24 protein-coding genes are annotated in these 26,695 nt (G+C 73.2%); 14 read left to right on the forward strand and 10 right to left on the reverse strand.

Going from position 1 to position 26,695, the window contains the following annotated elements:
- Window positions 1–158 precede the first annotated feature (158 nt).
- Window positions 159–1,100 (reverse strand): 5'-3' exonuclease, encoded by a 942-nt coding sequence (locus ABT295_RS01625; protein ID WP_352392678.1) that lies wholly within the window; start codon window positions 1,098–1,100, stop codon window positions 159–161.
- A 103-nt stretch (window positions 1,101–1,203) separates the two neighbouring features.
- Between ABT295_RS01625 and ABT295_RS01630 the strand changes: the two genes are divergently transcribed.
- Window positions 1,204–1,662, forward strand: a complete 459-nt coding sequence (locus tag ABT295_RS01630) for an Lrp/AsnC family transcriptional regulator (protein ID WP_352392679.1) — start codon at window positions 1,204–1,206, stop codon at window positions 1,660–1,662.
- A gap of 83 nt (window positions 1,663–1,745) precedes the next feature.
- Complete coding sequence (locus ABT295_RS01635) at window positions 1,746–2,597, forward strand: aminoglycoside phosphotransferase family protein (RefSeq protein ID WP_352392680.1); 852 nt, start codon at window positions 1,746–1,748, stop codon at window positions 2,595–2,597.
- A gap of 41 nt (window positions 2,598–2,638) precedes the next feature.
- Here the strand turns inward: ABT295_RS01635 and ABT295_RS01640 are convergent, their stop codons facing one another.
- Together ABT295_RS01640 and ybaK are read right to left on the reverse strand one after the other, a co-directional pair.
- Complete coding sequence (locus ABT295_RS01640; RefSeq protein WP_352392681.1) at window positions 2,639–3,967, reverse strand: multidrug effflux MFS transporter; 1,329 nt, start codon at window positions 3,965–3,967, stop codon at window positions 2,639–2,641.
- Window positions 3,964–4,485, reverse strand: a complete 522-nt coding sequence (ybaK, locus tag ABT295_RS01645; RefSeq protein ID WP_352392682.1) for a Cys-tRNA(Pro) deacylase — start codon at window positions 4,483–4,485, stop codon at window positions 3,964–3,966. The genes ABT295_RS01640 and ybaK overlap by 4 nt, the downstream gene beginning before the upstream one ends.
- A gap of 122 nt (window positions 4,486–4,607) precedes the next feature.
- On the opposite strand from ybaK, the gene ABT295_RS01650 reads away from it, so the two are divergent.
- Window positions 4,608–4,829, forward strand: coding sequence for a hypothetical protein (locus tag ABT295_RS01650; protein WP_352392683.1), 222 nt, complete (start codon window positions 4,608–4,610; stop codon window positions 4,827–4,829).
- A gap of 151 nt (window positions 4,830–4,980) precedes the next feature.
- Here the strand turns inward: ABT295_RS01650 and ABT295_RS01655 are convergent, their stop codons facing one another.
- Together ABT295_RS01655 and ABT295_RS01660 are read right to left on the reverse strand one after the other, a co-directional pair.
- Window positions 4,981–5,703: a VOC family protein gene (locus ABT295_RS01655; RefSeq protein ID WP_352392684.1), complete on the reverse strand. Its 723-nt coding sequence runs from the start codon at window positions 5,701–5,703 to the stop codon at window positions 4,981–4,983.
- A gap of 9 nt (window positions 5,704–5,712) precedes the next feature.
- On the reverse strand, window positions 5,713–7,158 hold the full coding sequence (locus ABT295_RS01660) for a KamA family radical SAM protein (RefSeq protein WP_352392685.1): 1,446 nt from the start codon (window positions 7,156–7,158) through the stop codon (window positions 5,713–5,715).
- A gap of 136 nt (window positions 7,159–7,294) precedes the next feature.
- On the opposite strand from ABT295_RS01660, the gene kdd reads away from it, so the two are divergent.
- From kdd to ABT295_RS01695, 7 genes are read left to right on the forward strand one after another with little or no spacing between them, the layout of a single operon-like run.
- Complete coding sequence (kdd, locus tag ABT295_RS01665; RefSeq protein ID WP_352392686.1) at window positions 7,295–8,434, forward strand: L-erythro-3,5-diaminohexanoate dehydrogenase; 1,140 nt, start codon at window positions 7,295–7,297, stop codon at window positions 8,432–8,434.
- On the forward strand, window positions 8,431–10,044 hold the full coding sequence (gene kamD, locus ABT295_RS01670) for a lysine 5,6-aminomutase subunit alpha (protein ID WP_352392687.1): 1,614 nt from the start codon (window positions 8,431–8,433) through the stop codon (window positions 10,042–10,044). Before kdd ends, kamD begins: the two co-directional genes overlap by 4 nt.
- Window positions 10,041–10,829 carry a lysine 5,6-aminomutase subunit beta gene (kamE, locus tag ABT295_RS01675; protein WP_352392688.1) on the forward strand — a complete coding sequence of 263 codons (789 nt, stop codon included), beginning with the start codon at window positions 10,041–10,043 and terminating at the stop codon, window positions 10,827–10,829. Before kamD ends, kamE begins: the two co-directional genes overlap by 4 nt.
- Window positions 10,826–11,308 (forward strand): 3-aminobutyryl-CoA ammonia lyase, encoded by a 483-nt coding sequence (kal, locus tag ABT295_RS01680; protein ID WP_352392689.1) that lies wholly within the window; start codon window positions 10,826–10,828, stop codon window positions 11,306–11,308. The genes kamE and kal overlap by 4 nt, the downstream gene beginning before the upstream one ends.
- A 38-nt stretch (window positions 11,309–11,346) precedes the next feature.
- On the forward strand, window positions 11,347–12,915 hold the full coding sequence (lnt, locus tag ABT295_RS01685; protein ID WP_352392690.1) for an apolipoprotein N-acyltransferase: 1,569 nt from the start codon (window positions 11,347–11,349) through the stop codon (window positions 12,913–12,915).
- Window positions 12,896–13,687 (forward strand): polyprenol monophosphomannose synthase, encoded by a 792-nt coding sequence (locus ABT295_RS01690; RefSeq protein ID WP_352392691.1) that lies wholly within the window; start codon window positions 12,896–12,898, stop codon window positions 13,685–13,687. Before lnt ends, ABT295_RS01690 begins: the two co-directional genes overlap by 20 nt.
- Entirely contained in the window at window positions 13,684–14,208 is a 525-nt protein-coding gene (locus ABT295_RS01695) for an FxsA family protein (protein WP_352392692.1), read from the forward strand. Before ABT295_RS01690 ends, ABT295_RS01695 begins: the two co-directional genes overlap by 4 nt.
- 102 nt (window positions 14,209–14,310) lie before the next feature.
- Here the strand turns inward: ABT295_RS01695 and ABT295_RS01700 are convergent, their stop codons facing one another.
- The 3 genes from ABT295_RS01700 to ABT295_RS01710 all read right to left on the reverse strand — a co-directional run bounded on the left by ABT295_RS01700 (window position 14,311) and on the right by ABT295_RS01710 (window position 17,800).
- Window positions 14,311–14,673, reverse strand: coding sequence for an RNA polymerase-binding protein RbpA (locus ABT295_RS01700; protein WP_345508829.1), 363 nt, complete (start codon window positions 14,671–14,673; stop codon window positions 14,311–14,313).
- Between the two features lie 122 nt (window positions 14,674–14,795).
- The gene (locus ABT295_RS01705) at window positions 14,796–16,172 is read right to left on the reverse strand and encodes an MFS transporter (protein WP_352392693.1); all 1,377 of its coding nucleotides are present in this window, start codon (window positions 16,170–16,172) and stop codon (window positions 14,796–14,798) included.
- Window positions 16,173–16,270: 98 nt separating this feature from the next.
- Window positions 16,271–17,800 carry an MFS transporter gene (locus ABT295_RS01710; protein WP_352392694.1) on the reverse strand — a complete coding sequence of 510 codons (1,530 nt, stop codon included), beginning with the start codon at window positions 17,798–17,800 and terminating at the stop codon, window positions 16,271–16,273.
- A 93-nt stretch (window positions 17,801–17,893) separates the two neighbouring features.
- On the opposite strand from ABT295_RS01710, the gene ABT295_RS01715 reads away from it, so the two are divergent.
- From ABT295_RS01715 to ABT295_RS01730, 4 genes are all read left to right on the forward strand, one after another.
- The gene (locus tag ABT295_RS01715; protein ID WP_352392695.1) at window positions 17,894–18,454 is read left to right on the forward strand and encodes a MarR family winged helix-turn-helix transcriptional regulator; all 561 of its coding nucleotides are present in this window, start codon (window positions 17,894–17,896) and stop codon (window positions 18,452–18,454) included.
- 9 nt (window positions 18,455–18,463) lie between these two features.
- Entirely contained in the window at window positions 18,464–20,818 is a 2,355-nt protein-coding gene (locus ABT295_RS01720) for an ATP-binding cassette domain-containing protein (protein ID WP_352392696.1), read from the forward strand.
- Between the two features lie 202 nt (window positions 20,819–21,020).
- Window positions 21,021–22,172 carry a methyltransferase domain-containing protein gene (locus tag ABT295_RS01725; protein WP_352392697.1) on the forward strand — a complete coding sequence of 384 codons (1,152 nt, stop codon included), beginning with the start codon at window positions 21,021–21,023 and terminating at the stop codon, window positions 22,170–22,172.
- The gene (locus tag ABT295_RS01730) at window positions 22,169–23,377 is read left to right on the forward strand and encodes a DUF2332 domain-containing protein (protein ID WP_352392698.1); all 1,209 of its coding nucleotides are present in this window, start codon (window positions 22,169–22,171) and stop codon (window positions 23,375–23,377) included. The genes ABT295_RS01725 and ABT295_RS01730 overlap by 4 nt, the downstream gene beginning before the upstream one ends.
- 58 nt (window positions 23,378–23,435) lie before the next feature.
- Here the strand turns inward: ABT295_RS01730 and ABT295_RS01735 are convergent, their stop codons facing one another.
- Both ABT295_RS01735 and ABT295_RS01740 read right to left on the reverse strand, forming a co-directional pair.
- The gene (locus ABT295_RS01735) at window positions 23,436–24,623 is read right to left on the reverse strand and encodes a Fic family protein (RefSeq protein ID WP_352392699.1); all 1,188 of its coding nucleotides are present in this window, start codon (window positions 24,621–24,623) and stop codon (window positions 23,436–23,438) included.
- 59 nt (window positions 24,624–24,682) lie between these two features.
- A complete protein-coding gene (locus ABT295_RS01740) occupies window positions 24,683–26,641 on the reverse strand; it encodes an alpha-amylase family protein (protein WP_352392700.1) in 1,959 nt (652 codons plus the stop codon).
- Window positions 26,642–26,695: the final 54 nt, after the last annotated feature.

Genomic DNA, 26,695 nt, shown 5'->3' on the forward strand with positions numbered 1-26,695 from the left:
GCCGGTATGCCGGCCGGAACCGCGCCGTGGCGCAGTTGCAGCCGTTCCTGAGCCGGTATGCCGGCCGGAACCGCGCCGTGGCGCAGTTGCAGCCGTTCCTGAGCCGGTATGCCGGCCGGAACCGCGCCGTGGCGCAGTTGCAGCCGTCTCCCGGGCCCCTACTCGATGCCGAGCGCGCTGATGACGCGGTCGAACGAGGAGGTCAGGCCGTGCTCGACGGCCAGCTTGGACATCAGCGCCGGATCGGCCACGGCGGTCGGCGCGGCGAGCTCGACGTCGGGAACCGCGGCGTCCTTGACGACGGCGACGACGCGGGGCGCGGCGTCGAGGTAGTCCGTGGCCGCCTCGAGGCGGGCCCGCTGGGCACCCTTGAGGGCGGGGTCGCCGCCGTCGACCGCAGCCCGGATCCCCTCGAGGGTGCCGTAGGTCGCGATGAGCTTGGCCGCCGTCTTCTCACCGATGCCGGCCACGCCGGGCAGGCCGTCGCTCGTGTCGCCGCGCAGCACCGCCATGTCGGCGTAGGCAGGGCCGGTCGGCACGCCGTACTTCTCGGCGAGGAAGGCCTCGTCGACGAGGTCGGGGGCGCGGACGCCGCCGCGGGCGGTGTAGAGCACCCGCACCCGGTTGGCGTCGTCCACGAGCTGGAAGAGGTCACGGTCGCCGGTGACGATGTCGACCGGCATCCGGCCGGAGAAGCTCGTGGCGAGCGTGCCGATGACGTCGTCGGCCTCGTAGCCGTCGACGCCGACGCGCGCGATGCCCAGCGCTGCGAGCGCGTCGACGATGATCGGCACCTGCACGTTGAGGGCCTCGGGCGACTGCTCGCCCGCGAGCTCGTCGGGGCCGGGCTCGGCCACCCGGTGCGCCTTGTACGAGGGGATCGCCTCGACGCGGAAGGCCGGGCGCCAGTCGTTGTCCCAGCAGGCCACGAGGTGGGTGGGGCGACCACGCTCGACGAGCGAGGCGATCATGTCGAGCAGGCCGCGCACGGCGTTGGTCGGCACGCCGCTCGGCCCGATGACCTCGGGCACGCCGAAGAAGGCCCGGAAGTAGAGCGAGGCCGAGTCGAGCAGGAGCATCCGGGGAGCACGGGACGACATGGGCGAGAGGCTACCGGGCCCCGGGCGCCTCGCCTCCCCGGCGCGGCGTACCGGGATGAGGAATGCCCGGTCCGGGCGTGTTGCGCTGGTCTACTGTTCGGCCATGGAAGATCTCGACCGCCGCCTCGTCGGCCTCCTGCTCGCCGACGGTCGGATGAGCTACACCGACCTCGGCAAGGCCACGGGCCTGTCGACCTCGGCGGTGCACCAGCGCGTGCGCCGTCTCGAGGAGCGCGGGGTCGTCACGGGCTACACGGCGCAGGTCTCGCCCGAGGCGCTCGGCCTGCCGCTCACCGCGCTCATCTCGGTCACGCCCTTCGACCCGAGCGCGCCCGACGACGTGCCCGAACGGCTGCGGCACATCACCGAGATCGAGGACTGCCACTCCGTCGCGGGGGAGGAGAGCTACGTGCTCAAGGTCCGGGTCTCGACGCCCGGTGACCTCGAGGACCTGCTCGCCCGCATCCGCTCGGCCGGGAGCGTCTCGACGCGCACGACCGTCGTCCTCTCGACGCCGTGGGAGGGCCGCAGCGCCTCCGCCCAGCCGCGCGCGACCGACTGACCGCCCGGAACGGCCCCGCCGACACCCTCGACCCGGCCGCAGGCGACGCCGTTCCACCGAGCGTCACCGCCTACGATCGGCGGATGTCGTTCGACGGGGTACCGGGGCTGTCGCCACGCCAGGTCGACCTGCTCGGTCGCTGGCTGCCGGGCGCCGAGGTCGTCGCCGACCACGGCTGGGGCCTCGTGGCCACGACCGTGCTCGAGGTCGTGCACGAGGGGCGGCGGCTCATCGTCAAGGCCGGCGGTGAGCAGGACGGGCACATCGCCCGCGAGGTGCGTGCCCACCACAGCTGGACGGCGCCGTGGACGACGCGGGGTCGCGCGCCCGAGCTCGTGCACGCGGACGCCGGCGCGAAGGTCCTCGTCACCCGCTACCTGCCGGGTCGCCTCGTGCTCGGTGACCCGGCGGCCGACGACCCGGACACCTACCGGCAGGCGGGAGCCCTGCTCGCGCTCCTCCACGGCCAGCTCTCGCGCGTCGACGCCGAGCACGAGCGCCGCGAGAACGCCAAGGCCCTGGCGTGGCTCGACCGGCCGCACCGCATCGAGGCGCCGGTCGAGGAGCAGCTGAGGGCCGAGATCGCCGGCTGGCCCGACGAGCCGACGACCGTCGTGCCCACGCACGGGGACTGGCAGCCGCGCAACTGGCTCGTCCACGCCGGCACCGTCGCCGTCATCGACCTCGGCCGGGCCGACCTGCGTCCCGCCATGACCGACCTCACCCGGCTCGCCGCCCAGGACTTCCTGCGCGACCCGGCCCTCGAGGCAGCCTTCCTCGAGGGGTACGGGCCCGACCCGCGAGACCCGGCGGCGTGGTTCCGCACGCGGCTGCGCGAGGCGGTCGGCACCGCCTGCTGGTCGTATGCCGTCGGTGACGAGGGCTTCGAGGCGCAGGGCCACCGGATGGTGGCCGCCGCCCTCGCCTCGCGCTGACCGGGGCCCGTCGTCAGAGCTGGTCGGTCAGCGCGGGCAGTTCAGAGCTGGTCGGTCGGTGCGGGCGCCGGCGTCGGCACGACGACGTCGGTCGCGGCGTTGCGGCGGATGAGGCGCCGCCGGTGCCACCACCAGAGCACGAGCGCGCTCAGCGTCATGCTGCCGGCCACGACGGCGAGCGTCGTCAGCGACCCGCTGACGAGCGGCGACACGAGGCCAGCGACGACGGCGTTGACGCACGTGCTGAGGAAGGACTGGAACGACGACACGGCGCCGCGCTCGCGCGGCCGGAGGTCGAGCAGGGCGATCGTGAGGATCGGGAAGACGAGGGAGACGCCGAGCGAGGCCGCGGCCACGGGCACGACCGTCCACGGCAGCGCCGGCGCCGGGGCGAGGGCCTGGTAGGTGACGGCGAAGACACCACCGGCGAGGGCGACGAGGAAGCCGGCGAGCACGAAGACGCCCTGGCGCACCCGGCCTGCGAGCCGCCCGGTGAGGAACGAGCCGACCATCATCGTGACGACGAGCGGCACGAAGAGGACGCCGAAGTCGCGCTCGCCGAGGCCGAGGTGGTCGACGACGATCGCCGGTGCCGACGAGATGTAGAGGAAGAGCGCGCCGAAGTTGAGCGCGATGGCGATGCTGAGCCGCAGCACCGACCCGTCGCCGGCCGCGGCGAAGAACGAGGCGAGCAGCGGGCGCGGGTGGAACGGCACGCGCCGTGACGCCGGGTGGGTCTCGGGCAGCGACGTCAGCGTGAGCACGACGAGCACGAGCCCGTAGCCGGCGAGCACCCAGAAGATGGTCCGCCACGAGCCCCAGCCGAGGATCCAGCCGCCGACGATCGGCGCGAGTGCCGGGGCGACGGCGAAGATCATCGAGATGTGGCTCATGAAGCGTTGCGCGTGGGCGCCGTCGAACAGGTCGCGCACGACGGTGCGGCCGACGATCATGCCGGCACCGGCGACGAGGCCCTGGGCCGCGCGGGCCCCGAGCAGAAGCGGCATGCTCGGCGCGAGGGCGCACAGGGCGCTCGTGACGGCATACAGGAGGCAGCCGGCGAGGATGACGCGGCGCCGGCCGAGCGCGTCGGACATCGAGCCGTGGAAGAGGCTCGCGACCGCGAACGCCGCGAGGTAGACGCTGACCGTCTGCTGCATCGCGACGGCGTCGACGTCGAGCTCGCGGGTCATGACGGCGAACGCCGGGAAGATCGCGTCGATGGTGAACGGGCCGACCATGGTCAGCGCGGCGAGCACGACGACGAGCCGCAGGCGGCCGAGGGCCGTCCGTGGCGCTGCAGCCCGGGCGTCGGCCGGGGCAGCGGCGGAGGCCGTGGGGGCGGTGGTCGGGGTGGTGCGCGGGGTCACGGGCGTCCGATCCGGGCGCGGGTGGCGCCGGTCGCGGTGGCGAGGTCGCCGGGGGCGAGCTCGATGTCGAAGCCGCGCCGTCCGCCCGAGACGAAGACCGTCGCGAAGCCGTATGCCGTCTCGTCGAGCACCGTCGCCAGGGCGCGCTTCTGCCCGACGGGGGAGATGCCGCCCACGACGTAGCCGGTGCTGCGCTCGGCGGCCGCGGGGTCGGCCATCGTGACGCCCTTGACGCCCAGCGCGGCGGCCACGGCCTTGAGGTCGAGCTGGCCGTCGACGGGGACGATGCCGACGGCGAGGCCTGCAGCGCCGCCGCGGCCGGTGTCGACGAGCAGCGTCTTGAAGACCCGGCCCGGGTCGACGCCCAGCGCCGTCGCGGCCTCGAGGCCGTAGCTCGCCGCGGCCGGGTCGTGGTCGTAGGCGTGGCGCGTGTAGGCGATGCCGGCCCGGTCGAGGGCCACGGTGGCCGGGGTGGACGGGCCCTCGCCCGGGCGGGGATGTCGGGCGCGCGCAGTCACCGCGGCAGTCTACGTGCGCGTCGACGATCCCCGAGCCCCGACGGCCACCGATCGGCGCAGGGCGCAAAGCGGCGGGCGAAACCGCGTGGTGCCGACGTGCGTGGGTCGCTAGGGTTCGGCGCGTGCCCTCACCCCACGGATTCGACCACGTCGCGCGCGGCGAGGACGTCGTCATCACGCACCACGGCCGGCCGGCGACGACGCTGCGGGGCCGGCGGGCGGCCGAGTTCCTCGAGGACGTGCAGGGCGAGGACCCGCAGGAGCTGATGGCGCGCCTCACCGGCAACTACCGGCGCGGCAACAAGCGCCGGGAGCGCCGGCACCCGCGCAACTCGGGGCGCTGAGGCCCGCCGACCGCATACGGACGACCGTTGCTCGTCACTCGGGCGGTGGCCGGGCGCCGGCGAACGGGCGGCGGCCGGGGCACCGAGGGAGGCGCGATGACCGACGGTCGTCGGTCGGGGGAGCAGGTGCCGGCTCCACCACGCGACGGGTCTAGCCGGGGACGACGCAGAGCTCGTTGCCGTCGGGGTCGGCGAGCGACACGGCGCCGGCGTCCTCACCGGCACCGAGCCGGACGGCTCCGAGCGCGACGAGACGCGCCACCTCCACCTCGACACCGCCCGGCGCGCCAGCCCCCGGATCCGCCACCGGCGTGAGGTGCAGGTGCATCCGGTTGCGACCGGTCTTCGGGCGCACGGGCGGACCGCCCCACGCCACCTTGGCCCCGCCTGCCGGTGACTGGATCGCCGTCTCGCCGTCCTGGTCCCAGACGAGCTGCCAGCCGAGCGCGGCGCTCCAGAAGTGCCCGACCTCCTCGGTGCCGTCGCAGGCGAGCTCGCCGAGGAACCCGCAGCCGGCGAGGTAGGCGTTGCCCGCCTCGATGACGCACAGCTCGTTGCCCTCGGGATCGGCGAGCACGACGTGCCCCTCGTCGGGACGCTGCCCGACGTCGAGGTGCGTGGCGCCCAGCGCCAGGGCGCGCGCGACGGTGGCCGACTGGTCGTCGGTGTCGCTCGTCAGGTGCAGGTGCACCTGGTTGAGGCCGTCCTTGTCCGCGTCGGAGGGGAGGAACCGCAGCGCGAACTCCGTGTCGTGCGATGGGAGCACGGTGCGCCCGTCCGCCGAGACGTCCCGACGGAGCAGGCCCGCCCAGAACGCGGCGAGGCGCTCGGGGTCACGCGCGTCGATGCACAGCTCGAGCAGACCCAGCGCCACGGCCGGGCCTCAGGGGACGAGCTGCGACTCGGCAGCGGCCCGGCTCGTCGCGGCCTGCGAGGAGGCCTCGGCGAGCACCGACTCGTGGTCGACCGATGCGTGCCACCACTGCTGCCCGGCCTCGGGCAGCGTGTAGATCGGGTCGTAGTAGACGTACTCGCGCGACAGGGCCTCGGTGTCGTCGCCCTCGATGGAGGTGCGGTAGTTCTTCCGCCAGTAGGAGATCCCGCGCTCGGTGTCGTACTCCTCCACCTGGTGCACCCACCGCTTGCCGACGAACGGCACGTCGCAGACGATGCGCGGCGTCGAGAAGCCCGGGAGGTAGCCCATCATCGAGTGCTGGAGGTGCTGCGCCTCGGCGAGCGAGAGCCGCCAGTGCTCCGAGAACGGGATCATGTCGCACATGTAGAAGTAGTACGGCGTGATCGAGGCGCCGTCGGCGAGCGCGAAGCAGAGGTCGAGCAGCTGCTCGGTCGTGTCGTTGACGCCGCGCATGAGCACGCCCTGGTTGCGCACGTCGCGGACACCGGCGTCGAGCATCGCCTTGGCGGCCCGCGCCACCGACGGCGTGACCGACTGGGCGTTGTTGACGTGCGTGTGGATCGCGAGCGACACGCCGCGCGCGCGGGCCTTGGCCGACACCCGCGCCACGCCCTCGACGACGTCCTCGGCGAACCAGTGCTGCGGCAGGCCCATGAGGGCCTTGGTCGCGAGCCGGATGTCGCGGATGTTGTCGATCTCGAGGAGCTGGTCGAGGAAGGCCTCGAGGTTCTTCCACGGCATGTTCGCGACGTCGCCACCAGAGACGACGACGTCGCGCACGACGGGGGAGGTGCGCAGGTAGTCGAGCATGGCGGCATACCGGTCGACGGGCTTGAGGTCGAACTTCAGCTTGGCGACCTGGGGCGTCGAGTTGCCGACGAGGTCCATGCGCGTGCAGTGGCCGCAGTACTGCGGGCACGTCGGCAGCAGCTCGGCGAGCACCTTCGTCGGGTAGCGGTGCGTCAGGCCCTCGGCGACCCACATGTCGTGCTCGTGGAGCGAGTCGCGCGATGCGTGCGGGTGCGACGGCCAGTCGGTGCGGCGGTCGGAGAAGACCGGGAGCATGTAGTGCCGGATCGGGTCGGCGTAGAAGGCCTCGGTGAAGTCGTGCCCCGCCGACGGCATCGCCGTGTCGGTCGAGGGGACCATCGTGTTGAGCATCTGCGGAGGCACGAGCATCGACATCGTCGCGCGCTCGGCCTGGTCGCGGGCGAGGTCGTCGTAGAAGCGGTCGTCGAGCAGGTCGCCCATCAGCGCTCGCAACTGCTTGATGTTCCTGACACAGTTGACCCGCTGCCACTGGGCGTCGTCCCAGTTGGCCTGCGTGACGCCGGCCCAGCCCGGGAAGCGCGTCCAGTCGGGCTCGACGAGCTCGCGTCGACGGTACGCGTAGGGCTGCTCAACCTTGCTCATGCGGGCAACCCTAACCGCGCCGGGGGCACCGCTCAAACACGTCAGTACCACAGATCGATGAAGATGCAGAATCCACTGCCCTATGCTGGCGCAGGATTTCCGGCTCCCTCCCACCCAGACAGAAGGATTTGTGATCGTGTCTGACCCGACGCCGACCGCCGCCCCGGAACGCGACCGCGACGCCCGCGTGTCGTCGCCCGTGGGCCTGCACCGCGTGCTCGAGCCCACGGGCGACGCCGTCACCCTGCCGCAGGCGGCGCAGCGCCTCGACGCGCGCGCCGAGCTGTGGGACGACGAGGTGCGGATCGCCGTCGACACGCTCAACCTCGACGCCGCGTCGTACCGCCAGCTCGCCGGCAAGCACACGCGCGACGGCCGCGTCGACGGGGCCGCGGTGCGTGCGGAGGTGCTCGACATCGTCGCGACGCGCGGGAAGATGCAGAACCCGGTCACCGGTTCGGGCGGGATGCTCATCGGCACCGTCGACGCCGTGGGCCCCGACAGCCCGCTCGGCCTCGCGGTGGGCGACCGGGTCGCGACGCTCGTCTCCCTCTCGCTGACGCCGCTCGCGGTCACCGACGGGCTCGAGCGCTGGGACGGCCTCTCCGAGCAGGTGCCCGCGGCCGGTCACGCGATCCTCTTCGGGCGCAGCATCGCCGCGACGCTGCCCGACGACCTCGACCCGCACCTCGCGCTCATGGTCATGGACGTGTGCGGTGCGCCGGCCCTCGTCGAGCGGGTCGTGGGGGAGTATGCGGCTCGTGGCGTCGCCCCGACCGTGGCCGTCCTCGGCGGGGCCGGCAAGTCCGGCTCGCTCTCGCTCGCCGCCGCGCGGGCCGCCGGCGCCGGGCGCACGATCGGCGTCGTCCCGGTCGAGCGCGAGCGGGACGTGCTCGAGCGCAGCGGTCTCGCCGACGCGGTCGTCCTCGCCGACGCCCGCTCGCCCCTGGGGCTCGCCGCGGCGGTCGAGTCGGCGGGCGGTCCGGCCGACGTGACGGTCGTCTGCGTCGACGTGCCGGGCTGCGAGCAGCCCGCGATCCTCGCCACGGCCCAGGGCGGCACGATCATCTTCTTCAGCATGGCCACGAACTTCGCCGCCGCCGCGCTTGGCGCCGAGGGGCTCGCCGCCGACGTGCGGATGCTCGTCGGCAACGGCTACGTGCCCGGGCACGCCGAGACCGCCCTGCGGCTCGTGCGTGAGGTGCCCGCGGTCCGCGACCTCTTCGAGGGCCGGCTGGCCGCGGAGACCTCCGGGTCGGCAGGATCGGACGCATGAGCCGCACCCAGCCCCTGCTCGAGCTCGACCCCGCCGTCGTCCGCCGCGCCCGCTCGCTCGCGCGCAAGGCCGCCGCGCCGGTCGTGCGGATCGCCCAGAGCCACACGACCGTCTCGGTCGAGCGCGCCACGCTGCGGCTCGCGGGGCTCGCGGGTGCCGACCACGAGCGCGTGCCGTGGGTCAACCACCTCGTGACCGCCGTCCGCGACGAGGTCGGTCTGGAGCACGGCGTCACGACGCCCGTCTACGACGCCCTCCTGCGCGGCGAGGCGCCCGACCTCACGACGCTCGCCCAGAAGGCCGCGAGCGGCAACGTCTCCTTCCGCCTGCCCGCTGGTCGCGAGGCGGCGGCCGCCCGGCGCGCCGCGACGAAGGGCGTCGGCGCCGGCCTGCGCACCATCGACCGCTCGCGCGCCACCCGCGACCGCCTCGTCAAGCGGCACGGCGACCCGAGGACCAAGCCGTGGATCTACCTCATCGTCGCGACGGGCGACATCTACGAGGACATCCCGCAGGCCCAGGCCGCCGCCCGCGAGGGCGCCGACGTCATCGCCGTCATCCGCTCGACGGGGCAGTCGCTGCTCGACTACGTGCCCGAAGGTGCCACCCGCGAGGGCTTCGCCGGCACGTATGCCACGCAGGAGAACTTCCGGCTCATGCGGGCCGCGCTCGACGACGTCAGCAAGGAGCTCGGCCGCTACGTGCGGCTGACGAACTACGCCTCCGGCCTCTGCATGCCCGAGATCGCGGCGCTCGCCGGCATGGAGCGTCTCGACATGATGCTCAACGACTCGATGTACGGCATCCTCTTCCGCGACATCAACCCGATCCGCACCTTCGTCGACCAGCGCTTCTCGCGCCAGGTGCACGCCCGCGCCGGCATCATCATCAACACGGGCGAGGACAACTACCTGACGACGGCCGACGCCGTCGAGGCCGCGCACACCGTGACGGTGAGCCAGCTGCTCAACGAGCGCTTCGCCAAGGAGGCCGGCCTCGAGGACTGGCAGCTCGGCCTCGGCCACGCCTTCGAGATCAACCCCGAGATCCCCGACAGCTTCCGGATGGAGCTCGCCCACGCGCTGCTCGCCCGCCAGCTCTTCCCCGACGCACCGCTGAAGTGGATGCCGCCGACGAAGCACATGACCGGTGACGTCTTCCGCGGCTACCTGCTCGACGGCTTCTTCAACCTCGTCGGGGCGATGACGGGCCAGGGCATCCTGCTCGTCGGGATGATGACCGAGGCCGTCGTGACGCCGTTCCTCTCCGACCGCGACCTCGCCCTGCAGAACGTCCGCTACGTCATGAACGCCGCGAGCGGGCTCACCGAGGACTTCCACCCGCCGCGCGACGGCTACATCCAGACCCGGGCCCGGCAGGTGCTCTCCGAGGCCGTGGACCTGCTCGACCGCATCGTCAGCGACACGGACGCCGACGGCGACGCGCCGCTGCTCGCCGCCATCGCCGACGGCACCTTCGGCCTCATGAAGCGCCCGGCCACGGCCGGCAAGGGCCTCGACGGCGTCGTCCGCCGTGCCGACGACTACGACAACCCTGCGATCACCGCGCTCGACGCGTGGACGCCCCCCGAGCGGAAGGCGACCCGATGACCAGCGCACCGCAGGCACCGCAGGCCCCGCAGGCGAGCTCGCAGGGCACCGTCATCCGCCCCTACGGCGACACGACCGGTGACGGCATGGTGCAGATGTCGTTCACGCTGCCGCTGCCTCACGACAAGTTGGCGGAGGGCGCGGCCCTGCAGCTCGCCCGCAAGATGGGCCTCGACCCGGCCCTGCTCGTGCACGCCAAGCCGATGGGCCCCGACTTCACCTTCTTCGTCGTCTACGGCAGCACGACGCACCTGGTCAACCTCGACGACGTGCACGTCGTCGAGCGCGAGTACCCGCTGCTCTCCGCCAAGGACGCGAACCTGGCGATCCGCAGGCAGCTGCGCCGCAAGCTCGTCGTCGTGGGCGCCTGCATCGGCACCGACGCCCACACCGTCGGCATCGACGCGATCCTCAACATCAAGGGCTTCGCCGGCGAGAAGGGCCTCGAGTACTACCGCGAGATCCGCGTCGTCAACCTCGGCGCCCAGGTGCTCGTTCCCGACCTCGTCGCCCGGGCCCGCGCCGAGAAGGCGGACGCCGTGCTCGTGAGCCAGGTCGTGACGCAGAAGGACGCCCACATCCACAACACGACCCAGATGTCGGCCGCGTTCCGCGAGGCGTACCCGGCAGGGCAGGTGCCCGTCCTCATCGTCGGCGGGCCGCGCTTCGAGGACGGCTCGGAGTCGGCGCTCGGCGTGGACCGCATCTTCGGCCGGGGCACGACACCCGGCGAGGTCGCCAGCTACCTCGTGCACGAGATCGGCCTCCGGAAGGGCAAGAAGTGAGCGCACCGACCCCCGAGACCCCCGAGGGCCCCGACACGCCCCTGACCGCCACCGGCCCGACGATCCCGGCCGACGAGGCGACGACGCCGGCCGCGCTGACGAAGGCGAAGGTCGGACTGCGCATCACGCACCGCCGCTACGTGCCCTACGGCCACGCCCACTACGCGGGCAACCTCGTCGACGGCGCCTACTCGCTCGCGGCCTTCGGCGACGTCGCGACCGAGATGTGCATCGTCACGGACGGCGACGAGGGCCTCTTCGCCTCCTACAGCGACGTCCAGTTCCGCTCCCGGATCACCGCCGGAGACGTCATCGAGATCTCGGCCGAGATCGTGCGCGTCGGCACCCGCTCGCGCGAGATGGACTTCGAGGTGCGCGTCGTCGGGCGGGGCAACTCCGAGCGCGGCGCCTCCGCCGCCGAGATGCTCGACCCGCCGATCGTCGCGACGACCGCGCGCGGCGTCGTCGTCGTGCCCTGAGCGCAGGCCCGCGCGCCGCACCGCATACGGTGAACCCCGTGCGGCGTCTCCTTCTCTCCCTGCTCGGCGGTGGGGTGCTCTGCCTCGCGTTCCCCACGTTCGACGTGTGGGTCGCCGCGCCCGTCGCGCTCGCGCTCTGGGCGTGGGCGTGGGCCGGCGCGGGCCTGCGCCGGGGCGCCGCCCTCGGCCTCGCCAGTGGCCTCGTCTTCTTCGTGCCGACGCTCAGCTGGTCGGGCATCTACGTCGGCTCGCTGCCGTGGATCGCGCTGGCCACGCTCGAGGCCCTCTTCATCGCGGTCGCCGGTGGCCTCTACGGCTGGCTGACCCGCGGCGGCAGCGTGCGCCCGCTCGCCCTCGCGCTCGTCTGGGTCGTCACCGAGGGCTTCCGCGCCCGCGCGCCCTACGGCGGCTTCCCGTGGCTCAAGCTCGCCTTCGGCCAGGCCGACGCACCCTTCGGCCGCCTCGTGGCCGTGGGCGGGGCGCCCTTCGTCGGCTTCGTCATCGCCCTCGGCGGTGGCCTGCTCGCCCTCGGGGTGCAGCGGCTGCTGCGTGACCCGTCCGCCCGCCGAGCAGGGATGCCGGCACGCCGGGTCCTGCTGCCGGTGGCGGGTGCGCTCGTGCTGGGTCTCGTCGGGCTCGCCGTGCTGCTGCCCACCGACGGCCCGAGCGCGCAGTTCCTCGGGGTGCAGGGCAACGTCGCCCGCCCCGGGCTCGACTTCAACGCCGAGCGCCGGCAGGTGCTCGACAACCACGTGGCGGCGACCCTCGCCGCGCAGCAGGACGTCGCGGCCGGCCGTGCGCCCGCCCCCGACCTCGTCGTGTGGCCCGAGAACGCGTCCGACATCGACCCGCTGCGCAACGCCGACGCCAAGGCCGAGATCCTCGACACGGTCGCCACGCTCGGCCGGCCCCTCGTCGTCGGTGGCCTGCTCGAGGAGCCGGTGGGCTTCGTCTCCAACGTCGCCCTGCTCTTCGAGCCGGGGCGCGGCAACACCGCGCGCTACGTCAAGCGCCACCCCGTGCCGTTCGCCGAGTACATCCCGAACCGCGCCTTCTGGCGGCAGTTCAGCGCCGAGGTCGACCTCGTGACCCGCGACTTCGTGCCCGGTCCCGCCCCCGGGGTGTTTCCGGTGACATCGTCCGACGGCACCGAGATCCGCGCCGGCATCGCGATCTGCTTCGAGGTCGCCTACGACGACATCATGCGCGACGTCGTCGAGGCCGGCGCCAACGTGCTCGTCGTGCAGACCAACAACGCCACCTTCGGCTACACGGCCGAGTCGCCGCAGCAGCTCGCCATCAGCCGGCTGCGCGCCATGGAGGCGGGGCGCTCGGTCGTGCACGTCTCGACGGTGGGCCAGAGCGCCCTCATCACGCCCGACGGAACCGCGCACCAGGTGACGTCGTTGTTCACACAGGCGGTCGTGCGTGGCGCCCTACCATTGCGGGACTCCACGACCCTGGCCACCAGGCTGGGGGAGGCCCCGGAGTGGGTGGCCGCCGGCGCCCTGCTGACCCTGCTCCTGCTGAGCACCCGCACCACCCGCACCACCCGCCCGGCCGGGCCGGACGAGACGAAGGACGAGGATGACGACGACGCAGCGTGAGCCGGTGACGAGGGTGGCCGTGCTCATCCCGACGTACGACGAGCGGGAGAACCTGCCCGGCATCGTGGCGCGGGTGCGCGCCAGCGTGCCCACGGCCGACGTCATCGTGCTCGACGACGGCTCGCCCGACGGCACCGGTGAGGTCGCCGACGCCCTCGCCGCGGCCGACCCGCACGTGCGGGTCGTGCACCGCACCGCCAAGGAGGGGCTCGGCAAGGCCTACCTGGCCGGCTTCGCGATCGCCCTCGAGGAAGGCTACGACGCGGCCGTCGAGATGGACGCGGACGGCTCGCACCTGCCCGAGCAGCTGCCCTCGCTCCTCGCCGCGCTCGCCGAGGCCGACGTCGTCATCGGCGCCCGCTGGGTGCGCGGCGGGGAGGTGCGCAACTGGCCGGCCCACCGCAAGGTGCTCTCCGTCGGCGCCAACGTCTACACCAAGGTGCTGCTCGGCATGCACGTCAACGACGCAACGGCCGGCTACCGCGCGTACCGCACCGGCGCCCTGCGGGCCATGGGCCTCGAGGGCGTCGAGTCGCAGGGCTACTGCTTCCAGATCGACCTGACCCTGCGCGCCGTGCGCGCCGGCCTCACCGTCGTCGAGGTGCCGATCACCTTCGTCGAGCGCCAGGTCGGCGTCTCGAAGATGGGGCAGGACATCGTCCGTGAGGCGCTGACGAGCGTCACCCGCTGGGGCGTCGAGCACCGACTCGGCCAGCTGCGCGCAGTCACGAGCCGCGTGCGCGACCGGGTGCCGGCAGGGGAGCGGTCGTGAGCACGCCGTCCGGTCCTCCCTCCGGGCCGCTTCGGGGCCGCCGGCTGCGGCTGACGCGCCTCGCGATCGTCGGCCTGCTCCTGCTGCCCGTCGTCGAGATCGTCGTCATCGTCGCCGTCGGCAACGCCATCGGCGGGTGGCCGACCTTCCTCGTGCTCGTCGGCACCTCGCTCCTCGGCGCCTGGCTCATCCGCCGTGAGGGCGGGCGTGCCTGGCGGGCGCTCGAGCAGGCCGTGCGCAGCGGACGGATGCCGGCCCGCGAGATCGCCGACGGGATCGTCGTGCTCGTGGGCGGGGCGCTGCTGCTCCTGCCGGGCTTCGTCACCGACGTCGTCGGGCTCGTGCTCGTGCTGCCCTTCGTGCGGCCCGTCGCCCGGAACCTGCTCGCCGCCGTCATCTCGCGCCGCCTCGTCGCGCAGGCCGGCCGCTTCGGCGGCCCCACCGTGACGGGAACGCCCGGGCAGGCCCCGCGGAGCCGGGCCGACGAGGTCGTCGAGGGCGAGATCATCGACGAGGACTGAGCCGCCCGCGCCCGACTGGGGCACCCGGCATACGGCCCCGGACACGCAAAGAGCCCGCCTCCACGAACGGGGCGGGCTCCCTGCAGGGGTCTGTGGGTGAGGTCAGGCGGTCTTGCGGCGGCGGGGCTTCTCGCCCCGCGACTCGCGCAGCAGGCTCAGGCGCTCCTCCAGGAGCTCCTCGAGCTCGGGGATCGAGCGGCGCTCGAGCAGCATGTCCCAGTGGCTGCGCTGGTGCTTGACCGGCTTGGCCTCGGGCTCGGGGCCGCCGCCCTGGAGCTTGGCGTCGAGACCGCAGCGGCACTCCCACGTGGGGGGCACGTCGGCCTCGATGGAGAAGGGCAGCTCGGTGCGGTGGCCCTCCCCGCAGACGTACACGGTGAGCTGGCGCTCACTCGGGACGACGTTCTCGTCGGATTCCATGCTCCTCGCGCCGAGGTTGGAACCGCGTAGTGCTCGATCTGCCATGTGGACCCCTCCAGGACTCGTGTCTGTTCGTGGGACACCGCTTGCGGTGTCATACCCTCACAGACGTCTGAACGAGCGAAACGGCCCACTTGTTCCCCGGCGCGCCGGATTGTAGAGGGTTCTCAGACGACGGCCGGGACCGGGTTGCCGGCCTGCTCGATGCCCTCGCGCATGCGCACGCGGGAGAGGAGCACGCCGCCGATGGCGAAGAAGACGATGAGCGCGACGATGGCCCACCGGTAGCTCAGCGTGTACTGGTAGACGAGGCCGAAGATGAGCGTGCCGAACCAGCTCGTGCCGCGCTCCATGGCCTGGTAGAGGCTGAAGTACTCCGCCTCCCGTCCGCGCGGGATGAGCTGGCTGTAGAGCGAGCGCGAGAGCGCCTGCGTGCCGCCGAGCACGATGCCGATGAGCAGCGCGAGGGCGAGGAAGATGACGAGCGAGCGGGACGGCACGAGGAAGGCGAACACGACGACGACCGTCCAGAGCGCGATGCCGTAGAGCACGGTGCGCCACGCGCCGATCCGGGCGGCCGTGCGCCCGAAGATGCGCGCGCCGAAGAAGGCGACGAACTGCACGAAGAGGAAGACCCCGAGCACCGTCGTCTCCGAGAAGCCGAGCTCCTTGGAGCCGTAGACGCTCGAGCTGCCGATGACGGTCTGGATGCCGTCGTTGAAGAAGAGGTAGGCGAGCAGGAAGAGCTTCGTCTGCGGGTAGTTCGCGAGGTCGCGGAAGGTGCTGCGCAGCTGGGTGATGCTGCCGCCGACGACCCCCTGCGTCCGGGCCACCGGCGTCTCGACCGTGCCCGTGAGGTGGCGGAGGCCAAGGTAGGGGATGAGCGTGAACCCGGCCCACCAGAGGCCTGCCGACAGGATGCTGATGCGGGTGCTCAGTGCACGGTCGAGGCCGAGGTCCTCGTGGAAGAAGTCGAGCGCGAAGTTGAGCGCGAGCAGGGTGCCGCCGCCCAGGTAGCCGAACGCCCAGCCCTTCGACGACACGCGGTCGCGCTCGTTCTCGTTGGCGATGCGGCACAGGATCGAGTCGTAGATGACGAGCGAGGCGCCGAGGCAGATGCCGGCGACGACGACGAGCGCCGCCCCGAGCTGCCAGTTCGTGCCGGCGACGAAGAACATCAGGCTGGCCGCGAGCGCGCCCACCCAGGCGAAGGCGCCGAAGAGGCGGGTCGGGCGGGGGCTCCGGTCGGCGATGGCGCCGATGAAGATGAGCACGAGGGCCGAGAGCAGCGTCGTGAACGTCACGGTGAAGAACCACAACGAGCCGGGCGCCACGGGGATGCCGAGCACCGAGAGGTTCGTCGTGCAGTCCTGGCCGTCGGGCAGGCCCGGGCAGGCCGCCTGCTCCGCGACGGTCGTGAGGTAGGGGCTCATGAGCACCGTGGCCGTGGTGGTGACGTAGGCCGAGTTGGCCCAGTCGTACCAGTACCAGGCCCGCTGCTCGCGGGTCTCCGGGCGCGCTGCGTTGACGACGGCGTGCGACATGCGAGGACTGTCCCACACGGCCGAGGCGCGCGTGGGGCGGTGTGCCCGAACACGCCGCGAGGGGTGGTCGGGGTGGCCGGGGTGGCGGGTGCCGGGGGTCAGCCCTCAGCCGGTTCGGCGTCGGCGTGCTCGCGCCGGCGCCGGCCGCGCAGGTCGAGGGCGCTGGCGGCCAGGGCGACGGCGACGAGGCCTGCCGCCACCCGCAGGGCCGTCGAGGCGTCGAGGCCTCCGCCGGCGCCTGACGGGCCGCCCGACCCGGTGCCCGACCCGGCGCTCGCCCCCGAGTAGAAGACAGCGCCGACGAGGGCGATGCCCGCAGCGGTCCCGATCCGCTGGCCGGTCTGGAGCAGCCCGCCGGCCGTGCCGGCCCGTTCGACCGGCACCCGCGCGACCGTGAGCGTGATGTTCGGCGAGATGACGAAGCCGCTGCCGAGGCCCGCGACGAGGAGGGGACCGGCCAGCCACCAGCCGAGCGACGAGCCGTGCACCTCGGCGAGCACGACGTCGACCGCGACGATGCCGACGAGCACGACGACGAGCCCTCCGGTGACGAGCACGCGCTCGAAACGCTCGACGAGGCGGCCGCCGAGGGCCGACGTCAGGGCCGAGCCGGCGGCGAACGGGGTCACGGCGAGCCCGGCGAGCAGCGGTGTGTAGCCGAGCTCCTGCTGGAAGAAGATCGTCAGCACGAAGAAGATGCCGGTGAAGCCGCCGAAGTAGATGGTGCCGACCGCCGCGCCGGAGGCGTAGCCCGGCACGCGGAACAGTGCGAGGTCGACGAGGGGGCTGCGGCCCCGGCGGCCGTAGTGCTGCTCCCAGGCCAGGAAGAGCCCGACGAAGCCGGCGCCCACGAGGGCGATCCAGCCGGGCAGGCCGCCGCTGCCGCCGCGACCCGTCTCGACGACCGGGAGCAGGATGCCCAGCACGCCGGCACCGAGGAGCACGACGCCGACCGGGTCGGCGTCGATGCGGTGCGAGCGGTCGCGCTCGGGCGGGTCGGGCAGCCAGCGCATGGCCAGCACCACGGCCGCGACGGCGATCGGCAGGTTGACGAAGAAGATCCAGCGCCAGCCGGTCTCCTCGCCGAGACCGTCGAGGATGAGGCCGCCGACGACGGGACCGACGGCGGTGGAGATGCCGATCGTCGCGCCGAGCAGGCCGAAGGCGCGACCGCGCTCGGCCCCGCGGAAGAGCTGCTGGATGAGCCCCGACACCTGGGGGTTGAGGATGCCGCCGGCGGCGCCCTGCACGAGGCGCGCCACGACGAGCAGGGCGCTGTTCGGGGCGAGGCCGCAGGCGAGGCTCGCGACGCCGAAGAGCACGACCCCGACGACGAAGACGGTGCGCCGGCCCAGCACGTCCCCGATGCGCCCGGAGGGCACGAGGGTGAGGCCGAAGGCGAGGGCGTAGCCGGAGACGATCCACTGGAGGTCGCTCGGGGTGGCCTCGACGCCCTTCTGGATCGAGGGGAGCGCGACGTTGACGATGCTGACGTCGAGCAGGGTCATGAAGCCCGCGACGAGGCAGACCCACAGGGCCTTCCAGCGGCGCGGGTCCGGCGCCCCCTCCTGCGGCGCACCGTCACGGCGCGCCGAGGACTGGTCGAGCAGGTCGGGGGAGTCGGTCATGCCCATAGACGTACCCGGCTCGCCGTCGCGGCGCGACAGCGTGTCCAACCCTGCCGCGCGACGCCCCTTCTGGTTTAGCGCTAAAGTGTCATCGTGGGCGGAAGTGAGGCGGGGGACCGGGTGGGTCGGCTGATGGCGTCCTGGCGCGCCGAGCGACCCGACCTCGACCTCGGCTCGATCGGCATCCTCACGCCCCTGGCCCGGCTGGCCCAGCTCGCGGCCTCCCGCCGGGCGCCGGTGCTCGCGGCCCACGGCATCGACCAGGGTCACCTCGACGTGCTCGGTGCGCTGCGCGCGAGCGGCGCGCCCTACAGCCTGCCGGCGGGCGAGCTCTCGCGCCGGTGCGGCGTCACGGCGGGCGCCACGACGCAGCGCGTGCAGGCCATGGAGCGCCTCGGGCTCGTCGAGCGCGTGCGCGCGGCGGCCGACCGGCGCACCGTGCACGTGCGCGCGACCGTCCACGGGCTGGCGCGCCTCGACGAGGTGCTCGCCGACGTGCTCGCGACCGACGAGGCCCTGCTCGCCGGGGTGCCGGCGGGGGAGCGGGCCACGCTCGAGCGCCTGCTGCGCGGCTGGCTCGCCGCCACGGAAGCGGGCGTGGACCCCGTCGACGAGTCGGCGCACGACGCGCACGAGCGCGCCCTGCGTCCCTAGCATGTCGGCATGACGCACGCAGCCGACCGCCACGACCTCATTCGCGTGCAGGGTGCACGGGAGAACAACCTCAAGGACGTCAGCGTCGAGCTGCCCAAGCGACGGCTCACCGCGTTCACCGGCGTCTCGGGCTCGGGCAAGAGCTCGCTCGTCTTCGAGACGATCGCCGCCGAGTCGCAGCGGATGATCAACGAGACCTACAGCGCCTTCGTGCAGGGCTTCATGCCGACGCTCGCGCGACCGGAGGTCGACCTGCTCGAGGGACTGACGACGGCGATCATCGTCGACCAGGAGCGGATGGGGGCGAACCCCCGGTCGACGGTGGGCACGGCGACCGACGCCAACGCCATGCTGCGGATCCTCTTCAGCCGCATCGGCTCGCCGCACATCGGTCCGCCGACCGCGTTCTCGTTCAACGTGCCCACGCGGGTGGCGAGCGGCGTCATGAAGACCGAGCGCGGCGGCCGCCAGGAGACGGCCGTCGTGCGCGAGCAGGTCTACCAGGGCGGCATGTGCGCGCGGTGCGAGGGCATGGGCGCGGTCAACGACTTCGACCTGACGGCGATCTACGACGAGACCAAGTCGCTCTCCGACGGTGCGCTGCTCGTGCCGGGCTACAGCATGGACGGGTGGTACGGCCGGATCTTCAGCGGGGCTGGTCTGCCGATGGACAAGCCGGTCGGCTCGTTCACCGCCCGGCAGCTGCAGAAGCTGCTCTACGGCCAGCCGGAGAAGATCAAGGTCGAGGGCGTCAACCTCACCTACGAGGGCGTGCTGACGAAGATCCAGAAGTCGATGCTGACCAAGGACGTCGAGGCGATGCAGCCGCACGTCCGGCGTTTCGTCGAGCGCGCCGTCACCTTCACGACGTGCCCCGACTGCGGCGGCACCCGCCTGTCGGCCGAGGCGCTGTCGGCGAAGATCGGCGGGAAGAACATCGCCGACGTGTGCGGGATGCAGATCAGCGACCTCGCCGTCTGGCTGCGAGGGATCGGCGAGCCTTCGGTCGCGCCGCTGCTGCGCGGGCTCCAGCACCTGCTCGACTCGTTCGCGGAGATCGGCCTCGGCTACCTCTCGCTGGACCGCCCGGCCGGCACCCTGTCGGGCGGAGAAGCCCAGCGCACCAAGATGATCCGCCACCTCGGGTCGTCGCTGACCGACGTCACCTACGTCTTCGACGAACCGACGATCGGCCTGCACCCGCACGACATCGCACGGATGAACGCGTTGCTGCTGCAGCTGCGCGACAAGGGCAACACGGTGCTCGTCGTCGAGCACAAGCCCGAGACGATCGCCATCGCCGACCATGTCGTCGACCTCGGCCCGGGCGCGGGTACCGCCGGGGGAGAGGTGGTCTACGAGGGGAGCGTCGAGGGGCTGCGCAAGAGCGGCACGACGACCGGCCGCCACCTCGACGACCGCGTCAGCCTGCGGGAGTCGCTGCGCGAGCCGACCGGCGTGCTCGAGGTGCGCGGCGCCGCGACGCACAACCTCAAGGACGTCGACGTCGACATCCCGCTCGGCGTGCTCTGCGTCGTCACCGGGGTCGCGGGCTCCGGCAAGAGCTCGCTCATCCACGGCTCGGTGGCGCCGCGTGACGGGGTCGTGGTCGTCGACCAGGGTGCGATCCGCGGGTCGCGGCGCAGCAACCCGGCCACGTACACCGGCCTGCTCGAGCCGATCCGCAAGGCGTTCGCCAAGGCCAACGGCGTCAAGCCGGCGCTCTTCAGCTCGAACTCCGAGGGTGCCTGCCCGGCGTGCAAGGGTGCGGGCGTCATCTACACCGAGCTCGGTGTCATGGCGACCGTGGAGTCGACGTGCGAGGAGTGCGAGGGCCGCCGGTTCCAGGCGGCCGTGCTCGAGTACCGGCTCGGCGGCCGCGACATCGCCGAGGTGCTCGCACTGCCCGTGTCGGAGGCGCTGGAGTTCTTCGGCACCGGTGAGGCCCGCGTGCCGGCAGCCCACACGATCCTCGAGCGGCTCGCCGACGTCGGGCTCGGCTACCTGACGCTCGGGCAGCCGCTGACGACGCTCTCGGGCGGTGAGCGCCAGCGGCTCAAGCTCGCGGCCCAGATGGCCGAGAAGGGCGACGTCTACGTGCTCGACGAGCCGACGACCGGCCTGCACCTGGCCGACGTCGAGAACCTGCTCGGGCTGCTGGACCGGCTCGTCGACTCCGGGCGGTCGGTGATCGTCATCGAGCACCACCAGGCCGTCATGGCGCACGCCGACCGGATCATCGACCTCGGTCCGGGCGCCGGCCACGAGGGTGGTCGCGTCGTGTTCGAGGGAACTCCCGCAGAGCTCGTGCAGGCGCGATCGACCCTGACCGGCGAGCACCTCGCCGCCTACGTCTCCGCCTGAACCGCAACACACCGAGCAGGTCGCAACCCACCGGCATCCGACCCCGGTGTGTTGTGACTTGCTCGGTGTGTTGCCGGGGTCGTGCGTGCGGTCGTTGAATGCCGATAATCGACATTATGTCATTGTGCGATTCAGGAGGGCTCCCCTCCGCGTCTACCGGTGGCGCTAGAACGAGCGATCTCGCCGTAGCCTTGGGCGCGACATGCAGTGCGACTACTTCGACTCCCGCCGGTGCCGTTCGTGCGCCCTCATGAACGTGCCGTATGCCGTGCAGCTCGCCGACAAGCAGGAACGGGTCGAGCAGGCGCTGGCCGTCGTCGCACCCGACGCCGTCTGGCTCGAGCCGTTCGCCGGCGCCGAGTCCGCCTTCCGCAACAAGGCCAAGCTCGTGGCCGGTGGCCGCACCGGCGCCGTGACCCTGGGCATCCTCGACCCCGACGGCCACGGGGTCGACCTGCGCGCCTGCGGACTGCACGAGCCGGAGCTGCAGGCGCTGATCCCCCGGGTCGCCGACGTCGTCGACGCGCTGGGCCTCGAGCCCTACGACGTGCCCTCGCGGCGCGGCGAGCTCAAGCACGTCCTGCTGACGCGCTCCCCCTCCGGCGAGGTGATGCTGCGGCTCGTCCTGCGCTCCCGTCGCCACCTCGCGCTGCTCGAGTCGCGCCAGCAGGTCGTGCTCGAGCAGCTGCCGGAGGTGGCGGTCCTGTCGGTCAACCTCCAGCCCGAGCACAAGGCCGTCCTCGAGGGCGACACCGAGATCGTCCTGACGCCCCGCGACGTGCTGACGGTGCCGGTCAACGGGCTGGCGCTCAACCTCCGGCCCAACAGCTTCTTCCAGACGAACACCGCCGTCGCAGCGGGGCTCTACCGCCAGGCGCAGGACTGGATGCGTGAGTCGACGCCAGATGCCGTGCTCGACCTCTACTGCGGCGTGGGCGGATTCGCGCTCCATGCCGCGCAGGCCGGCGTCGGGCAGGTGCTCGGTGTCGAGCTCTCCCCCGACGCCGTGCGCAGCGCGGAGCGGACGGCCAGCCAGCTGCAGCTCGCACCCGGGGCCCGCGTGCGGTTCCGGGTCGGCGACGCCACCGACGTCTCGACGCTCGAGCCCGACCTGCTCAGCAGCGGCGCCGCCACGGTCGTCGTCAACCCGCCCCGACGCGGCATCGGGCCCCGGCTCGCCGCCTGGCTCGAGGGCTCCGGGGCCCGGCGCGTCGTCTACTCGAGCTGCAACGTCACGAGCCTGGCTCGCGACCTCGCCGCGCTCCCGTCGTTCACGACGCGGCATGCCCGTCTCTTCGACATGTTCCCGCAGACCGCGCACCACGAGGTCATCGTGCTGCTCGAGCGCCGGTGAGCGCCCCCTCCCCCGCGCGCGGCCCCGAGGGTCCGGGCGACCGCCTCAGCCGGATCCGACGTCGCTTCGGCGAGTTCGCGACCGAGTATGCCGACCTCCCCCTCTACGCGGCCCTGTGCCGGAACCTGTCAGAGGACGACGAGGCCGCGTCGCTGCTGCTCGCGGCGCGACCGGGTCAGGCTCGGCCCGTGCTGTGGCTGGCGGCCGTGCACGACCTCGTGCTCAGGAACCCCGATTCGACTGCGGCACAGTGGTATCCGAGCGTCGTCAGGCGCCGGGCGCCTCTGGAGGGCGACCCGTGGCCCGACGTCCGGCAGTTCGCCCTGGCGCACCGCGCCGAGCTGGAGGCGTGCATCGCCACCCACGGCACGCAGACGAACGAGGTCAACCGCTCGGTCTACGTCGCCCTCGGCCTCGCCCTGGCGGCCGCCGACGTACCTGACCTCCCGGTCGCCCTGCTCGAGCTCGGCGCGAGCGCGGGACTGCTGCTCGGCGTGGAGCGCTACGCGGTCGAGCTCACCGCCCCCGCCGGTCGGGAGGGCGAGGCGCCCGTCCGCCTCGGCGACCCCGGCTCGCCCGTGCGCTGCTCGGGGGTCGACCGCCGCGGCGTGGCCCGCCGGCTCGGGGAGCACGGCGTCGGGCTCCCCCGCGTCGCGGCCCGCGTGGGCCTGGACCTGGCACCCGTCGACGTGGCCGACGACGGCGCCGTGCGCTGGCTCGAGGCCTGCCTGTGGCCGGACGTGCCCGGCCGCGTCGAGCGGTTCCGGGCGGCCCGGGCCGTGCTGCGCGACGACCCGCCGGTCCTGGTCGCCGGCGACATGGTCGACGACCTGCCCGCAGCCCTCGCCCGCGCGGCCGACGGAGCCGGCCCCGACGGCCACGTCGTCGTGCTCACCTCGTGGGCGCTGACCTACCTCGACCCCGCCCGACGCGCCGACGTGCTCGACCACCTCGGGGGTCTGGCGGCACGAGGGCGCGCGCTCAGCTGGCTCAGCGCGGAGCCGCCGGGCTGCGTCCCGGGCCTCGTCACCACGGTCGAGGGCGTCGCGGGCGTCGAGGGCAACACCGTGCTCGGGCTGCACCGGTGGCGTGACGGACGCGCGCTCGAGCCCGTCGTGCTCGGGACGTGCCAGGCGCACGGCGCGTGGGTCGACGTGTCTCCCGACCTCGTGGAATCGACTGTCCTGCACCAGTCGTCGCGCTGAGCCAAGGACCCTCGTCGCCCGCGCCCGACGGGCGCCGCCGATTCGCTGGCCCCGAGGGTCACCGGCGCCGGCGACCCAGCCCGGCGGCATACGCGTCGAGGGCCCGGAGCACGTCGGGCGCCCGGTAGACGCGGTTGCGTCGGTGACCCGTCGACTCGAGGAGGATGCCGTCGTCGACGAGCCGACGCAGCGCGGTCTGCGCGGTGGGGGCCGACACCCCGAGCTCGCGCACGACGACGCGGGCGGTGACGACGGGCTGGCGCACGAGCAGGTCGAGCATGGTGCGCGCGGCGGAGCCGGACCGCGCGTGCACCTGCTCGTCCCAGCCGGCGCGCACCGCCCGCAGCTCGCCGACGAGCTCCTGGCCGATGACGGTGCCGTGCCGGGCGGCGGTCGCCACGCAGCGCAGGATCGGCTCCGCGTCGCCGGCCCGGTAGGCGCCGAGGGCCGCGAAGTAGTCGTCGCGCACGGCGAGCAGGCCCGCCGAGATGGGGACGGTGACCCGGTGGATGGCGCCCGTGTGGAGCAGCACGGAGTGCAGCAGGGCCCGCCCGGTGCGCCCGTTCCCGTCGGTGAACGGGTGGATGGTCTCGAACTGCGCGTGGGCGAGGGCCGCCTGCGCGAGCGGCGGCAGGTCGTCCCGGTCGAGGAAGGCGACGAGGTCGGCCATCAGGGCCGGCACGTCGGCGGCGACCGGGGGCACGAAGTCGGCGTCCGCCGGGTGCAGCGGTGACCCTCCGACCCAGACCTGCTCCTCGCGCCAGCGGCCGGGGCGGTGCTGGTTCTGCTGGGCCATGAGCGCGCGGTGCATCGCGAGGACGGCCTGCTCGTCGAGCCGCCCGGCCAGCTCGAGCGCGGCCTGCATGGTGCGCACGTTGGCGAGGATGACGGAGGCGTTGGCCCGCTGGCCCTCGCCGATCTCCGCCTCGGCGAGCGCGCGCGCCGACGAGGTGAGGTTCTCGATCTGCGAGCTGGCCGCGCTCTCGGAGCGCAGCAGCACGGAGGCGAAGGGGGCGATCTCCCCCGCTCCCCCGGCGTCGAAGGCCGCGAGCAGGCGCGTCGCCTCGTCGAGGTCGGCCGCGAGGTCGCCCGAGAGCGTCAGACCGGCCTCGGCGACGGGTTGCACGACGGCGGCCTCGTAGGTGCGCGGCTGGGCCCGGCGGGCCCGACGGGACACCTCGAGGAGCCCCTCGACAGGCCGCCACTCGAGGGTGCGCGCACCGAGGGCCGGCCATGCGGTAGCCATCCGTCCACCACCTCCTTGGTAAAGGTTATCGCACAACCTTCACCAAAGAGGCCGGCGCCTCACGTGTGCGGCACGGCGGACGGGGCCTCGACGACCCACCACGCGGCATACGGGCTCAGGGCCGCGCGGCCGTCGGGACCGCCGAAGACGGGGTGCCCGCCCAGCGCGTCGTGCGCGTGGATGATGCCGGCGTCGTGCACGTGCCGCAGGTCGACGGTCTGCCACGAGGCGGTCACGTTGTAGACGCACACCATGGGCCCGCTCGGGTGGGTGCGCACGACGACGAGCACGCCGTCGTCGCTCTCGCGCACGACGGTCGTCTGGGCCGAGGCGTGCAGCTGGGGCAGGCTCGCGCGCACGGCCGCGAGGTGGCGCAGGCCGCCGAAGACCTTCCCTGCCGTCGTCGTCAGGTCGTGCCGGCGGGCAGCGAGCGACCAGTCGATGCGCTCGCGGTGCGCCCAGCGGTTGTCGTCCTCGTGGCCCGGCTCGTCCTGCCAGTGCGGGTCGTTCGGCAGGCCGAGCTCGTCGCCGCTCCACACGACGGGGATGCCGCCCCACCCGGCCACCACGGCGTGCGCAAGGAAGAGACGGGCCAGGCCCAGACCGACGCCGACCTCGTCATGGCGGGCCTCGGCGTCGGAGAGCCCCGTCAGGGCCGCAGCCGTGCCGCTGATCCGCTTGTCGCCGGTGGCCGGGTTGTGCTGGAAGACGAGCCCGTGCGCCCACGAGCCGGGCTGGTCGCCCGCGTACCAGTCGGAGAGGAAGCGGCGGTGCGCGTGACCGTCGAGCCCGGCGGTCGCCGCGTCGCCGTCGTCGATGGCCCACCCGATGTCGTCGTGGCAGCGGACGTAGCAGATCCACGTGCCGCTCGGCGGGGTCGGCGGCAGGGCCGACAGCGCGACCTTGGTCAGGCCGGTGCTGCCCGTCGCGAGCATCGACCACACCTGCACCATGAGGCTGTTGTGGTACGCGAGGTCGCTGACCCGGCCGGCGTGCTGGCCCTGGCCGAGGTACTGCACGAGGTCCCGAGGACCCACGATCGCCTCGGCCTTGAAGGCGAGCGCCGGGCAGGCGATCCGCGCGACCGCGCGCAGCGCCTGCGTCACGGCGTGGACCTCCGGCTGGTTCTGGCAGTTCGTGCCGAGGCGCTTCCACGTGAAGGCGATCGCGTCGAGGCGCAGCACCTCGACACCGAGGTTCGCGAGGTGCAGCACGATGTCGGCGTACTCGACGAGGACGTCGGGGTTGGACCAGTTGACGTCCCACTGCCACTCGTTGAAGGTCGTCCAGACCCAGCCCTCGAGCTCGTCGTCCCACGTGAAGTTGCCCGGCGCGAAGTCGGGGAACACCTCCGGGAGGGTGCGCTCGTAGGCGTCGGGCATGACGCGGTCGGGGTAGACGTGGAAGTAGTCGCGGTAACGCTCCTCCCCCGCCCTGGCCCGCGCCGCCCAGTCGTGCTCGCGGGCCACGTGGTTCAGCACGAGGTCGAGCACGAGCGAGATGCCTTGTCCCCGAAGGTCGCCCGCGAGGCGCTCGAGGTCGGCGGTGGTGCCGAGGTCGGCGCGCACCGTGCGGTAGTCCTGGACGGCATACCCCCCGTCGTTGTCGCCGTCGCGGGGGCGCAGGAGCGGCATGAGGTGCAGGTAGCTGACGCCCAGCTCGCGCAGGTAGTCGACGCGGGACCGCATCCCGTCGAGGTCACCGGCGAAGCGGTCGGTGTAGCACGCGTAGCCGAACATCCCCGGCTGCTGCAGCCAGTCGGGGCGCAGGAGGCGTCGCTCGTCGAGCCGGCGCAGCTCGGCGGGCCGGGCCGTGAAGCCGGCCACGGCCGAGCCGACGAGGCGCCGCGCGAGCGCCGACACGTCGTGCTCGGGATAGAGCACGCGCAGGGCGGCCACGAGGTCGTCGAGCCATCGTTCGAGCCGGAGCTCGAGCGTCTCGCGGTCGGCGTCGTCGAGGTCCGCCAGCAGCGATCCCATCGACTCGGTCGTCGGTGCGGCGTCCTCGCCTGGGGTCATGGCCCGATTGAACAGCACCGGAGGCCGTCGCGACAGGGTGGCGGGCGACGTGTC

The sequence above is a fragment of the Terrabacter sp. NPDC000476 genome (assembly GCF_040300125.1).
Lineage (GTDB): Bacteria > Actinomycetota > Actinomycetes > Actinomycetales > Dermatophilaceae > Terrabacter.

Bases quoted from the DNA above. Each gene is read 5' to 3' on its own strand.
- ABT295_RS01625 (WP_352392678.1), bottom strand. From the start codon at position 1,100: ATGTCGTCCCGTGCTCCCCGGATGCTCCTGCTCGACTCGGCCTCGCTC.
- ABT295_RS01630 (WP_352392679.1), top strand. From the start codon at position 1,204: ATGGAAGATCTCGACCGCCGCCTCGTCGGCCTCCTGCTCGCCGACGGT.
- ABT295_RS01635 (WP_352392680.1), top strand. From the start codon at position 1,746: ATGTCGTTCGACGGGGTACCGGGGCTGTCGCCACGCCAGGTCGACCTG.
- ABT295_RS01660 (WP_352392685.1), bottom strand. From the start codon at position 7,158: ATGAGCAAGGTTGAGCAGCCCTACGCGTACCGTCGACGCGAGCTCGTC.
- kamD (WP_352392687.1), top strand. From the start codon at position 8,431: ATGAGCCGCACCCAGCCCCTGCTCGAGCTCGACCCCGCCGTCGTCCGC.
- kamE (WP_352392688.1), top strand. From the start codon at position 10,041: ATGACCAGCGCACCGCAGGCACCGCAGGCCCCGCAGGCGAGCTCGCAG.
- ABT295_RS01690 (WP_352392691.1), top strand. From the start codon at position 12,896: ATGACGACGACGCAGCGTGAGCCGGTGACGAGGGTGGCCGTGCTCATC.
- ABT295_RS01700 (WP_345508829.1), bottom strand. From the start codon at position 14,673: ATGGCAGATCGAGCACTACGCGGTTCCAACCTCGGCGCGAGGAGCATG.
- ABT295_RS01705 (WP_352392693.1), bottom strand. From the start codon at position 16,172: ATGTCGCACGCCGTCGTCAACGCAGCGCGCCCGGAGACCCGCGAGCAG.
- ABT295_RS01710 (WP_352392694.1), bottom strand. From the start codon at position 17,800: ATGACCGACTCCCCCGACCTGCTCGACCAGTCCTCGGCGCGCCGTGAC.
- ABT295_RS01720 (WP_352392696.1), top strand. From the start codon at position 18,464: ATGACGCACGCAGCCGACCGCCACGACCTCATTCGCGTGCAGGGTGCA.
- ABT295_RS01725 (WP_352392697.1), top strand. From the start codon at position 21,021: ATGCAGTGCGACTACTTCGACTCCCGCCGGTGCCGTTCGTGCGCCCTC.
- ABT295_RS01735 (WP_352392699.1), bottom strand. From the start codon at position 24,623: ATGGCTACCGCATGGCCGGCCCTCGGTGCGCGCACCCTCGAGTGGCGG.
- ABT295_RS01740 (WP_352392700.1), bottom strand. From the start codon at position 26,641: ATGACCCCAGGCGAGGACGCCGCACCGACGACCGAGTCGATGGGATCG.